At 30.6% G+C, this 13,539-nt stretch carries 11 protein-coding genes; 8 read left to right on the top strand and 3 right to left on the bottom strand.

Annotation, left to right across the window (positions count from 1 at the left end):
• Positions 1-2: 2 nt before the first annotated feature.
• The 7 genes from EK368_RS07025 to EK368_RS06995 all read left to right on the top strand — a co-directional run bounded on the left by EK368_RS07025 (position 3) and on the right by EK368_RS06995 (position 9,315).
• A complete protein-coding gene (locus tag EK368_RS07025) occupies positions 3-863 on the top strand; it encodes a DUF421 domain-containing protein (RefSeq protein ID WP_129597868.1) in 861 nt (286 codons plus the stop codon).
• A 10-nt stretch (positions 864-873) separates the two neighbouring features.
• Positions 874-1,353 (top strand): stage V sporulation protein AC, encoded by a 480-nt coding sequence (spoVAC, locus tag EK368_RS07020; protein WP_129597866.1) that lies wholly within the window; start codon positions 874-876, stop codon positions 1,351-1,353.
• The gene (gene spoVAD, locus EK368_RS07015) at positions 1,354-2,361 is read left to right on the top strand and encodes a stage V sporulation protein AD (RefSeq protein WP_129597864.1); all 1,008 of its coding nucleotides are present in this window, start codon (positions 1,354-1,356) and stop codon (positions 2,359-2,361) included. It abuts the gene before it with no gap.
• 3 nt (positions 2,362-2,364) lie between these two features.
• A complete protein-coding gene (spoVAE, locus tag EK368_RS07010) occupies positions 2,365-2,718 on the top strand; it encodes a stage V sporulation protein AE (RefSeq protein WP_129597861.1) in 354 nt (117 codons plus the stop codon).
• A gap of 149 nt (positions 2,719-2,867) precedes the next feature.
• Positions 2,868-6,302, top strand: a complete 3,435-nt coding sequence (locus EK368_RS07005; RefSeq protein ID WP_129597859.1) for a pyruvate carboxylase — start codon at positions 2,868-2,870, stop codon at positions 6,300-6,302.
• Between the two features lie 228 nt (positions 6,303-6,530).
• The gene (locus EK368_RS07000) at positions 6,531-8,015 is read left to right on the top strand and encodes a sensor domain-containing diguanylate cyclase (protein ID WP_129597857.1); all 1,485 of its coding nucleotides are present in this window, start codon (positions 6,531-6,533) and stop codon (positions 8,013-8,015) included.
• Positions 8,016-8,229: 214 nt separating this feature from the next.
• Complete coding sequence (locus EK368_RS06995) at positions 8,230-9,315, top strand: putative NPN-dependent ornithine cyclodeaminase (RefSeq protein WP_129597855.1); 1,086 nt, start codon at positions 8,230-8,232, stop codon at positions 9,313-9,315.
• A 27-nt stretch (positions 9,316-9,342) separates the two neighbouring features.
• On the opposite strand, the gene EK368_RS06990 is transcribed toward EK368_RS06995, so the two are convergent.
• Positions 9,343-9,825, bottom strand: coding sequence for an HD domain-containing protein (locus tag EK368_RS06990; RefSeq protein ID WP_129597853.1), 483 nt, complete (start codon positions 9,823-9,825; stop codon positions 9,343-9,345).
• A 335-nt stretch (positions 9,826-10,160) separates the two neighbouring features.
• Here EK368_RS06990 and hcp point away from each other — a divergent pair, with 335 nt between their 5' ends.
• The gene (gene hcp, locus EK368_RS06985; RefSeq protein WP_129597851.1) at positions 10,161-11,810 is read left to right on the top strand and encodes a hydroxylamine reductase; all 1,650 of its coding nucleotides are present in this window, start codon (positions 10,161-10,163) and stop codon (positions 11,808-11,810) included.
• Between the two features lie 71 nt (positions 11,811-11,881).
• Here the strand turns inward: hcp and EK368_RS06980 are convergent, their stop codons facing one another.
• Together EK368_RS06980 and EK368_RS06975 are read right to left on the bottom strand one after the other, a co-directional pair.
• Positions 11,882-12,709 (bottom strand): ABC transporter permease, encoded by an 828-nt coding sequence (locus EK368_RS06980; protein WP_279222266.1) that lies wholly within the window; start codon positions 12,707-12,709, stop codon positions 11,882-11,884.
• Positions 12,699-13,472, bottom strand: coding sequence for an ABC transporter ATP-binding protein (locus tag EK368_RS06975; RefSeq protein WP_129597847.1), 774 nt, complete (start codon positions 13,470-13,472; stop codon positions 12,699-12,701). Before EK368_RS06975 ends, EK368_RS06980 begins: the two co-directional genes overlap by 11 nt.
• Positions 13,473-13,539: the final 67 nt, after the last annotated feature.

Raw genomic sequence — 13,539 nt, 5'->3', positions numbered from 1 at the left:
AAATGGAAAAGTGGATTGAGATTTTACTAAGATCAATAGGCTTATTTTTTATAACTTTTTTAATGATTAAAATCATTGGACAAAGACAAATAAGTAAAGTTACACCTTTTCAATTTGTATATTATACTACTATTTCTGTATTAGCCGCTTTAATTTCTGTTAATATGATTCCGAATCTCGCGTTTGGAATGATTGCTTTAGGTGTATGGACCATAATTCCTATTATATTTGAGTATGTTTCTTTAAAGAGCAAAGTTTTACATGATATGATTTATGGAAAAGAAAAGATACTCATTAGGAATGGTAAAATTATGGAAGAAAATATGAATCAGTTAAAGCTTACAGGGGAAGAACTTTTAAAAGAACTTAGATCTAAGAATGCTTTTAACTTAGCAGATGTAGAATTTGCAATTATGGAATCTACAGGTGAGTTAAATGTTTTACTTAAGGCAGATAAACAGCCTATTACTTCTTGTGATATGGGAAGAGTAGTTCCAAGTCAAAAAGTACCACAAACTATTATATTAGATGGAAATATATTAGATGAGCCACTTAGTACAATTGGATTGAATAGAAATTGGGTAAAACTTCAATTAGATGGACAAGGAATATCTTTAGATAATGTGTTTTTAGGACAAGTCGATGATGATTTGGAGTTGTATTTAGATTTGTTTGATGATGCAATTCAAGTTGCACAACCTAAAGTTAAACAATTACTTTATGCAAATCTTCAAAAATGTGAAGCAGACCTTTTAAGTTTTTTTATAGAAACAAATGATGAAAAGACAAAGAAGATATATCTATACAATTCTTTGCAGATCAAAGAATTGTTGAATAAATTAGAACCGTACTTATTACATTAGAGGTGATTTTATGTCAAGTCAAAAAAATAAGAAACTAACCCCTATACAACAAGAATATCAAGCTTTTGCGAAAGAAAGAGAACCAAAGAAAAGAGTAGGGAGAAATATATTAAGAGCATTTTTTATTGGAGGAATTATTTGCACCATAGGGCAAGGACTCCAAATGATTTTTATTAAATATTTTAATTTTACACAAACTACAGCAGGAAATCCTGCTACTGCTATTTTAATTATTGCAACGGTAATTCTTACAGGCATAGGAGCATATCATAAAATTGCTCAATTTGCAGGAGCAGGTACAATTATTCCTGTTACAGGATTTGCAAATACAGTAGCATCAGCAGCTATAGAACATCGTAGTGAAGGTTTTGTATTAGGAGTAGGAGGAAATATGTTTAAAATAGCAGGTCCTGTCATTGTATATGGTGTTTTTTCTGCTTTTGTGGTAGCTCTTATTAAAATTACAATTCAGTGGTTAGGTGGGATGTAAATGCTTAAAGGACATAGTTCTTGGGTTTTTGATTCAAAACCTGTGATTTTATCTTCAGCAACAGTAGGAGGACCATTTGAAGCAAAGGGGAATCTAGCAGATGACTTTGATATTTTACATGAGGACTTATGGTTAGGGCAAGACAGCTTTGAAAAAGCAGAAAAAAAACTATTAGAACAAGCTTGTGAAAAAGTTGTTGAAAAAGCAGGGTTGAAAAAAGAAGATATAGATTTTTTTGTTAGTGGAGATTTGATGAATCAAATTACACCAAGTAGCTTTACAGCTAGAACTTTAGGAGTTCCTTATTTAGGTATTTTTGGAGCTTGCTCAAGCTCTATGGAAGGATTATCACTAGCAGCTCTTTTGGTAGATAGTAAAGCTGCCAATCATGTTTTAGCAGCTGCCAGTAGTCACAATGCTTCTGCAGAAAAACAATTTAGGTATCCAAACGAATATGGAGCTCAAAAGCCTCCTACAGCTCAATGGACAGTTACAGGAGCAGGAGCAGCATTACTCAGTGCAAAGGGAGAAGGACCAAAAGTTACTGGTGCAACGATTGGAAGAGTCGTAGATATGGGAATCTCAGATCCTTTTAATATGGGATCTGCTATGGCTCCAGCAGCAGTAGATACGATACAAGCCCATTTTAGAGATTTCAATAGAGATCCAGCTTATTATGATGTGATTGCTACAGGAGATTTAGGAAAAGTGGGCCATAGGATTTGTAAAGATCTTTTGCAAAAGCATGCAATGAATATACCAGAGCATATTTTAACAGATTGTGGGGTTATGATATATAAAAAAGATCAACCTGTAATGGCAGGAGCTAGTGGGTGTGGTTGTTCTGCTACAGTAACGTATGGACATTTTCTAAACAGAATGAAAAGAGGAGAATTAAAAAGAATATTAATAGTAGCTACAGGAGCATTAATGTCTCCTATGTCTTATCAACAAAAGGAAAGTATACCTTGTATTGCTCATGCTGTGTCTATTGAAATGGAGGTATAGTTTATGGAAAAATTCTTTTGGGCATTTGTAGTAGGGGGACTTATATGTGTGATTGGTCAAATTATGTTAGATGTATTTAGATTGACTCCAGCTCATACGACTACTACTTTAGTAGTGGTAGGAGCCATATTAGGAGGACTGGGGCTTTATGATCCTTTAATCAAATTTGCAGGAGCAGGAGCATCTATTCCTATTTGTAGTTTTGGAAATGCTTTAGTGAAGGGTGCATTGGCAGAAGCAAAGACATATGGATTAATAGGGGTGTTAACAGGAATATTTGAAGTTACAAGTGCTGGAATTTCATCAGCTATTATATTTGGATTTATGGGAGCATTAATTTTCAAACCAAAAGGATAAGCAGGAATTACCTGCTTTTTTGAATTGACAGAATAAAAAAATTCTTTTTAAAATGCTTGTATAAACCTACAATTTATTATAAAATTGTATAATTATAAGTATAACCATATACTAAAATCATGGGTTATAAATGAGGAGTGAAAATCTGTATGAAAAAATTTAAAAGAGTTTTAGTAGCAAATAGAGGAGAAATTGCTATAAGGATATTTAGAGCATGCAGTGAGCTCGGTATTCGTACAGTAGCGGTTTATTCTGATGAAGATAAGAATTCATTATTTAGAACAAAAGCAGATGAATCATATTTAATAGGTAAAAATAAAGGACCTGTAGAAGCTTATTTAGATATGGAAGAAATCATAAATATTTCATTAAAGAAAGGTGTAGATGCGATCCATCCAGGATATGGATTTTTATCAGAAAATTCAGAATTTGCTAGAAAGTGTGAGGAAGCAGGAATTGAGTTTATAGGTCCTGATCATGAGATGATGGATCAATTAGGAGATAAAATAAAATCGAAGATGGTTGCAAATAAAGTAGGAGTGCCTACGATACCAGGAATCGAAAAACCTGTTACGTCTGATGAAGAAGCTATTGAATTTGCAAGATTTTGTGGATATCCTGTTATATTAAAAGCTGCTGCTGGTGGCGGTGGAAGAGGTATGAGAATTGTTCGGGAAGAAAAAGACCTTTTAATAGAATTCAAAAGTGCAAAAAATGAAGCAAAAAAAGCTTTTGGAATTGATGATATGTTTATTGAAAAATATTTAGAGAAGCCTAAACATATAGAAGTACAAGTACTGGGAGATAAATATAGTAATATTGTACATTTATATGAAAGAGATTGTTCCATTCAAAGAAGACATCAAAAGGTTATTGAGTTTACACCAGCTTTATCTATTACAGAAGAACAAAGAAGAAAAATATGTGATGATGCGTTAAAAATTGCAAGAGCAGTAGATTATAGAAGTGCTGGAACTGTAGAGTTTTTAGTAGATATAAAAGGAAATCATTACTTTATAGAAATGAATCCCAGAATTCAAGTAGAACATACAGTAACAGAAATGGTTACAGGAATTGATATTGTACAAAGTCAAATTTTAATTGCACAAGGATATGGTCTTGATTCTAAAGAAATTGGAATCAAAGGACAAGATGATATAAAACCAAGAGGATATTCTATTCAATGTAGGATTACAACAGAAGATCCACTTAATCAATTTGCACCAGATACAGGAAAAATCGATACCTATAGAACAGGTTCAGGCTTTGGGATTCGATTAGATGGTGGAAATGGATTTACAGGATCTATGATTAGTCCTTATTATGATAGCCTTTTGGTAAAAGCTACTTCATGGTCTAGAACTTTTGAAGATGCTATTCGAAAAGTCAATAGAGCTATTCGAGAAGTAAAGATTAGAGGAGTAAAAACGAATATTCCCTTTTTAGTAAACGTATTAAATCATGAAGAATTTAAAAAAGGAACTTGTCATACAGGATTTATAGAAGAAAATCCAGAACTATTTGATATTATGCCAAAAGCAGATAAAGAACTTAGGGTACTAAATTTTATAGGAGAAAAAGTAGTGAATGAAACAAAAGGAAACAAAAAAGAATTTGATGTTCCTAAAGTACCAAAACTTATAATACCAAATACATTAGAAGGAAGTAAACAAATTCTTGAAAAAGAAGGAGCTTTGGGTGTTGTAAAATGGATTAAAAGTCAAGACAAACTTTTACTTACAGATACAACTATGAGAGATGCCCATCAGTCTTTGATGGCCACAAGAATTAGAACAAAAGATATGGAAAGAATTGCAAAATCAACTTCTGTACTTGGAAAAGATCTTTTTTCTCTTGAAATGTGGGGAGGAGCTACTTTTGATGTAGCTTATCGCTTTTTAAAAGAATCTCCATGGAAAAGACTTGAAAGTTTAAGAGAAAAAGTACCTAATATTTTATTTCAAATGTTGATTCGAGGAGCAAATGGAGTAGGATATAAAAATTATCCAGATAATGTAATAAGAGAGTTTATTCAAGAATCTGCTCAAAGTGGTATTGATGTATTTAGAATATTTGATTCTCTAAATTGGTTAAAGGGAATGGAAGTTGCCATAGATGAAGTGTTAAAAAGCGGAAAAATTGCTGAAGCATGTATGTGTTATACAGGAGATATTTTAGATGATAAAAGAGATAAATATACTCTAAAATATTATGTAGATCTTGCAAAAGAAATTGAAAAAACAGGAGCTCATATACTAGCTATCAAAGATATGGCAGCTTTATTAAAACCTCATTCTGCTTTTAAATTAATAAAAGCATTAAAAGAAGAAATCAGTATGCCAATTCATCTTCATACCCATGATACAAGTGGAAATGGAGTAGCAACTGTTCTTATGGCTGCTGAAGCTGGAGTAGATATTATAGATACGGCATTTAATAGTATGTCAGGGCTTACTAGTCAGCCAGCACTCAACTCAGTAGTAGCAGCACTAGAAAATACCTCAAGAGATACAAAAATTTCTGTAGATCATATTCAAAAAATTTCTGACTATTGGAGAGATGTTAGACCAGTTTATGAAAAATTTGAATCAGGGCTAAAATCTGGTACAGCAGAAATTTATAAATATGAAATTCCTGGAGGACAATATTCTAATTTAAAACCTCAAGTAGAAAGCTTTGGACTTGGACATAGATTCAATGAAATAAAAGAAATGTATAAAAAAGTAAATGAAATGTTAGGAGATATTATCAAAGTAACTCCTTCTTCAAAAGTAGTAGGAGATATGGCAATATTTATGGTTAAAAATGATTTAACTCCAGAAAATATATATGAAAAAGCAGTAGATATGGCTTTTCCTGATTCAGTGGTAGCTTATTTTGAAGGGATGATGGGTCAACCTATGGGAGGATTCCCAGAAAAGCTTCAAAAGCTAGTATTAAAAGGAAAAGAGCCTATTACTTGTAGACCGGGAGAATTACTAGAGCCTGAAGATTTTCATAAGATTGAGAAATTGTTAAAAGCAAAATTTGATATAGAGCCTACGAAAAAAGATGTTTTAAGCTATGCACTCTATCCTAAAGTATATGAAGAATATATTGAGTATACTAAAGAACATGGAGATTTTAGTAGAATGGGAAGTGATATTTATTTCCATGGACTTAGTGAAGGAGAAACTTGTGAAATAGAAATTGAAGAAGGAAAGATTTTAGTCATTAAACTTTTAGAAATTGGAAGATTAGATGAAGAAGGAAATAGAACAGTTTTATTTGAAGTAAATGATAGTAGAAGAGCTATAAAAATTTATGATAAAGACCGTGGGACTGTAAAGAAAGAATTAAATTATGTGCAAAAGGCAGATCCTTCTAATCCATTAGAAATAGGAGCAAGCATTCCAGGAAATATCATTAAGATTTTAGTGAAACAAGGAGAAGAAGTAAAAGAAAAACAAATTGTAGCTGTTGTAGAAGCTATGAAAATGGAGACAAATATTACAACATCTACTAGTGGAAAAGTGGAGTCTATTCCTGTAAAAGAAGGACAACAGGTAAATGTAGGAGATTTAATTATTAAATTAAGCAACTAAAAATAAAATCCGTGCCATGGCACGGATTTTATTTTTAGTTCGTAAAAAGTCAATGAAAAAATATCATAAAAACAAATTTACATAAATAAAATTTTAAAAATTCGATATTTTTTTCAAAAAAATATTACAATATAGATAATTATTTTAATAGAAAGATTGAAAAACTAAAAGGATCAAATCATATTATAGTAAGATTCTCCAGGAATACAGCAGGGAGGGAAAACAAAAATGAATATATTTAACTGGATGAAAGTTCTTTTGAAAAAAAATCATATAATCAAAAAATTATTTTTTAAGAAAAAACAAAAAGATCATAAGAACTATAATAAAAATATACAAATGGCAATTGATACTATACCCAACCCGGTTATTTATAAAGATCCTAATGGTATGTACCAGTGTATAAATATAGCTTATATAGAGTATATGGGTTTAAAAGAAGAAGATGTAATAGGAAAAAATATATATGATATTCTTCCAAAGGAATTAGCAGATATACATTTTAAGATAGATCAAGAAGTTTTGAAAACGAAACAGAAAAAGATATATGAATCTAAATTAAAATATTTAGATGGAAAATTACATCAAGTTCTTTTTACAAAGGGGCCTATACTAGATGATCAAAGAGAAGTTATAGGGATTATAGGTGTGCTAGTGGATATTACAGAAAGAATCAATACAGAAAATAAGATAAAAAAAATATTAAGACTACAAGAGAGAATGATAGAAGTAAACCATGCTATTATGAAATCTACAAATATAGAAGAATTACTCAAATTGATATTAGATAAAATTATTGAATGTATACAAGATGCTCATAGTGGATCAATTCTTAATTTAGATAAAAAAAACCATTTAAGAATTAGAGTGTCTAAAGGATATGATGATGGAGCAGAAAAATTTTTTATTCCATTAAAAGAATCTTATCAATGGCATGCATCTAAAGGCGTTTGGGATCAAATTATTTGTATTGATCATATAGACGAAAAACAAGGAAAAATTTTTAACTTTATAGATGTAAAACAAAAAATGAAATCATTTATGAGTGCACCTATTGTAATAGACGGAAATTTAAAAGGTTTTGTAAATGTAGATAGTCATCAAAGCTATGCCTTTGATCAAACAGATATAGAGCTTATGAAATATATGAAAAATCAAGTAGAACTTGCTATGAGCAAATATAAGCTTTATGAAACAGCTATGTATCTTTCTAGATATGATACATTAACAAATGTATATAATAGAGGGTATTTTGAAGAACAGTTTAAAATTTATAAGAAAAATGCTATGAATAATCATGAAAGCTTTTTTGTGATTTTATTTGATTTAAATGGTCTTAAAATTGCAAATGACTATTATGGACATTTAGCAGGAGATGAGTTAATTAAAGGATTTGCTTTTTTTATGAAAAAAAAATTTAAAACATTAGGGATATTTGCTAGATATGGAGGAGATGAATTTATTGCGTTAGTTCAAGGAAAAGATAATCAAGCCATCCATAAATATATGAATGAATATATTTATTATTTTAAAAATAATCCTATTATATTTGATGATCAAAAGGTGATCTGTAGTTTTAGTTATGGAATTTCAAATTTTCCTAAAGATGGAAAACATTATGATGATTTAATAAAAATTGCTGATCAGAATATGTATCTATATAAACAAAAAATAAAAGAAATAGAGTCTAAAATTATCATTGACAAAAAATAAAACAAACCATAATATGGAATAAAAGATGTCGATAAAGGAGATTAGTATAAAAATGAATGATTTCATAAGAGCGTAAGGCTCTTTTTTTGTGGGGTTGATACTCTAAATATAGATATGTTATGATAGATAAGTATGTAACAAGTTTCGATAAAAAAAGATAGATAACGACATTTTTATAGATTAAAGTTTATGTAGCAAAGAAGGGAGAATCGAAATGTTTCAATTACCAAAATATAAAGCACCTAATTTTGATCAAGAAATATTTTTATCAGCACCCAATGCAGTCGTAGAAAAAGTAGTAAAGGATGGGGTAGCACCAGATAATTATCATACTACATCTATGTATCCAGAATATTTTAAAATCAATGGAAAATGGATTTTGGCAAATGAAAGTAGAATGGATGGAGTTCCTGTATTAGTAGGGGAAGATAAGATACAGATTAAAGAATTTAGAAATTTACATGTAGGAGACCAAGTAGTTGTAGGAAGAACAGAAGATGCCAGTGAAGGCATTTATCTTTATGCTAATGGGTTTGAAAAGGATAATCACAAAAAAGATATATTTGCCTTTAGAACAGGCAGATCTAGAGAAACTGCTTTTACAAAAGATTATGAAAACTTATATGAACTTTTACAGCATGAAAAAGAGAATGGGCATATTGTATGGGTATTAGGTCCTGCTGTATCCTTTGACCATAGATCAAGAGAGTCTATGGCAAGTCTTATTAAAAATGGATATGCTCATGCAGTTTTAGCAGGAAATGCTTTAGCTACTCATGATCTAGAAGGTGGAATTTTTAAAACAGCTTTAGGACAAGATATTTATCATCAAGATTCAAAGCCCAATGGACATTATCATCATTTAGATGCTTTAAACAAAGCTAGAAAATCAGGATCTATTGAGCAATTAATTGAAGATGAAAATATAAAAGATGGAATTGTACATGCTTGTGTAAAAAGCAATGTACCCCTAGTTTTAGCAGGATCTATAAGAGATGATGGACCACTACCTAGTGTATTTGCTAATGTATATGATGCACAAGATGCTATGAGAAATCATGCAAGACAAGCGACAACACTTATTTGTCTTGCTACTCAGCTTCATACAATTGCAACAGGAAATATGACTCCTTCTTATATTATGGTAGATGGAGAAATAAGACCCGTATTTATATATGCAGTAGATGTATCTGAATTTGTTTTAAATAAATTACAAGATAGAGGAACATTAGAAGTAACGACTATTGTTGCAAATATTCAAGACTTTTTAGGAAAATTAAAAGATAATTTAGTAAAATAAGCCTAGGAAAAATCCTAGGCTCATTTTTTAGTACATATCATCATAGTATTTTAGAGTTTCTAATGCTTTTGAAGATATACAATATTCATTATGGTGGTTTTTTACTAAATATAATACATCATCTTCTATATTCATATTAAATAAAATATTATATCCTATTTGGGGATGATGGTTTTTATAATATAGTGATTTTTGTATAAATTTAGGTAAAATATCTTTTTTAAAGTGTAACTTAATGCATATGACTACAATAGATTTATTTATAAGTGTAAGATTACTTTCTATTTTTCCTATATCATGTAAAAGGGCCGCTCTTATAAGCGTAATATCATCTGCAAACTTTGATTTACATCCATAAGCTACATAGAGACTGTGATATTGCTCGGATACTCTTAATTTCTTAAATAGTTCTATTTCTTCTTTATTTAAATATTTTTCTATAAATTTAATGTCTTCTTTTGTGATTTTTGCAAGCAGTCCTTGAATAAACTGCCTGATTCTATAGATCATAATATTTCCCTTCCTTGCCCCTCTTGTTTTTATCCAGTGACTTTTTTGAAAACAAATTGAAATGTTTAGTTTATTTAACAGATTTAAGATGAGCAATATCGGTCATATTTTTCCATAATATCTATCCTCTCAATACAGCTACTTTATATTATTTATATTTTATCATGAGAATGTTTTTTAGTCACTGTATTTTAAATGGTTAAAGTAGATTTTTATATAATGATGAGAATAATATATTTTGTATATAGAGATAATAAAAACAGTTGAGTAGTAGATCTTTGTAACAAATTATATTCATAGTCAATTATATAATTTAAAAAGGAGGAATTTTAATTATGGATAATGCTATGTTTTGCTGGCAGTGTGAACAAACTGCTGGTGGTAAGGGATGTACAAAATTAGGTGTGTGTAGCAAAGATCCAGATGTTGCTAAAATGCAGGATGTATTAATTTACTTATGTAAAGGTATCGGATTTTATGCTATGAAGAATATTGAAAAAGGCAATAAAATTTCACAAGAGATTGGAGAATTTTTTACAGAATGTGTATTTGCTACACTTACAAATGTAAACTTTGATGCTCAGAGATTTGTAAAATATGTACAGAAAGCCAATGAAGTAAAAAAACAACTTAAAGAGAGTGCAGGAAATATTGAAAATATTCCAGAAGGAGCAGATTTTATAGCACCGCAAACAAGGGGAGAAATACTAAATATAGCTTGCAGACCAAATTTAGGCGTTATGGATGATGAAAATTTAGATATGGATATTCGTTCCTTAAGAGAATTTCTAATTTATGGAATAAAGGGTATGGGTGCATATCATCATCATGCATATGTACTTGGAAAGTTTGATGAAGAAGTAGCTAATTTTATGTACAAGGCTCTAGGCTCGACATTAGACAAAAATTTAACTGCTGAAGTATATTTTGATTTAAATATGGAGCTTGGAAAGATAAATCTTAAGTGTATGGAATTATTAGATGTAGCAAACACAGGCACATTTGGAGATCCAGAACCCACTCAAATGCTAATAACAAAGAAAAAAGGACCATTTATTGTTGTTTCAGGCCATGACTTAAGAGATTTAGGAGATTTATTAGAACAATCAAAAGATAAAGGTATTAATGTATATACTCATGGGGAAATGTTACCCTGTAATGCTTATCCTGGTCTTAAAAAATATCCACATCTAATAGGCAATTTCGGTGGTGCATGGCAAGATCAACAAAAAGAATTTGATGGACTACCTGGAGCTATACTAATGACAAGTAATTGTTTGATGAAGCCAAGAGATAGCTACAAAGATAGAATATTTACCTCAAGTGTAGTTGGATATCCAGAGATGCAACATATAAAAGATGTAAATGGTAAGAAGGACTTTACACCTATTATACAAAAAGCATTGGAACTTGGTGGGTTTCCAGAGGATGAGCCAGAAAAGAAAATTCCTATGGGATTTGGTAGAAATGCTTTATTGAGTAATGCAGGTGTAATTGTTGATGCTGTTAAGGCAGGTAAAATAAGACACTTCTTTTTAATAGGAGGATGTGATGGTGCAAGACCAGGTAGAAATTATTTTACAGAATTTGCTCAAAAGACTCCACAGGATACAGCAATTCTAACTCTTGCCTGTGGTAAATATAGATTTAATAAATTGGATTTAGGCACTGTAGCTGGATTTCCTAGAATACTTGACTGTGGACAGTGTAATGATGCGTATACAGCAATTCAAGTTGCACTTGCATTATCAAAAGAATTTGATTGTGATGTAAATGACTTGCCACTTTCATTTATTATTTCATGGTATGAACAAAAGGCAGTAGCAGTACTTTTGACAATGCTTTATTTAGGGCTTCAAGATATTTACTTAGGTCCATCATTGCCAGCATTTGTTACGCCAAATATTTTACAAGTACTAGTTGACAAATTTAATATTAAGCCTGTTTCAACACCAGATGAAGACTTAAAAGTGATATTAGGATAATTAAAAGATAGAATGTGGAAGTGGTCAAAATTTGACCACTTTAAATTTTCCTTTTTTATTTTTCAAACTGATTATCTCCATTTCATTAATTTTTTCTCAAAATAAGCTACTCCTTGATACATAAGTGCTGCTAAAATAGCCAAGATAATTACACTCATCATAACCAAATCAAGCTTAAATACCTGTCCTCCATAGACAATAAGGTATCCAATACCTGCTTGAGAAACTAAAAATTCTCCTACAATTACTCCTACCCAAGAAAGTCCTACGTTGATTTTTAATGCATTGACTATAGTAGGAATGCTTGCAGGAATAATAACTTTTCGAAGGACTTGAAGCTTAGTAGCTCCAAAGGTTTCTAGCATTTTAATTTTATCTTGATCAACTTCTCTAAATGCACCATATACCTCTAAGATTGTAACAACAATAGATACAGATAAAGCAGTAACGATAATGCCTGTGATTCCTGCACCTGCCCATAAAATAATAATAGGAGCTAAAGCAGTTTTTGGAAGCGCATTTAAAACTACCATGTAAGGGTCTAATACTTTAGATATAAAATCAGACCACCATAGTAAAATAGCAACAATAGTGCCTAAAATAGTACCTAGTAAAAAGCCTATGACAGTTTCAAAGGTACTTATTCCAATATGTTTCATTAAAGAGCCATCTTTTAAAAGCTTTAAAAATAGATTCCACATTTGAGATGGATAGCTCGTTAAAAAGGTGTCTATAAGTTCAAGTCTAGCAGCTATTTCCCAAAGTAAAAAAAATACTACAATTAATGAAATTTGAGTAATCAATATGGCTTTTTTCTTTTTTTGATGTGCACATAAAAAGTCTAAATGCTCTTTTGAAAATTCATGATTGGTATTTTTACAGTTAATTTTATTGGACATGTACATCAAGCTCCTTCCATATAGTATTGAAATAATGTCTAAATTCAGGAGCTTCTCTAGAAGTAAGGGGAGTTCTTTCATGTTTTAGAGTTAACTTTATGGTATGAATACTTTTTACAGTAGCAGGACGATTGGTAAGAACAATAATTCGATCTGCCATAGATATAGCTTCTGATATGTCATGTGTGACCATGATAGCAGTCTTTTTTTCTTTTTTTAAAATTCTACCTATATCATCTGATACAGCAAGTCGAGTTTGATAGTCAAGGGCTGAAAAAGGTTCATCTAAAAGTAGTAGTTCAGGTTCAATAGCTAATGTTCTAATAAGTGCTACTCTTTGTCTCATCCCTCCTGATAGCTGACTTGGATAATGATCTTTAAAATCTCCTAATCCATACATATCTAATAGTTTTTGGGTCGTAGCTTGTGTTTTTTCATTCAATTTATTTTGAATTTCAAGACCAATTAGTACGTTATTTAAAATATTTCTCCACTCAAATAAATGATCTTTTTGAAACATATAACCTATTTTTTTATTGGAACCGTTTACTGCTTTTTCATTTACTTTTACTTCTCCAGAAGATGGTTTTAAAAGTCCTGATATGATAGAGAGTATAGTTGACTTTCCACAACCACTAGGTCCAACAATGGCTACCATTTCACCTTTATATACACAAAAAGATAGATTTCTAAGAGCAGGAGTTTCACGTTCTAATGTATGATAGTGCATAGATACATTTTTAACATCCACGATTTTTTCCATAGACAGATTCCTCCCTAAGCCGTAAAATCCCTATAGTCTATAGTATTCAATATGAATCTATTTGTTA

It is taken from the genome of Anaerophilus nitritigenes, assembly GCF_004138215.1.
Lineage (GTDB): Bacteria > Bacillota > Clostridia > Peptostreptococcales > Thermotaleaceae > Anaerophilus > Anaerophilus nitritogenes.
This window is presented reverse-complemented; position numbering and strand designations above follow the sequence as displayed.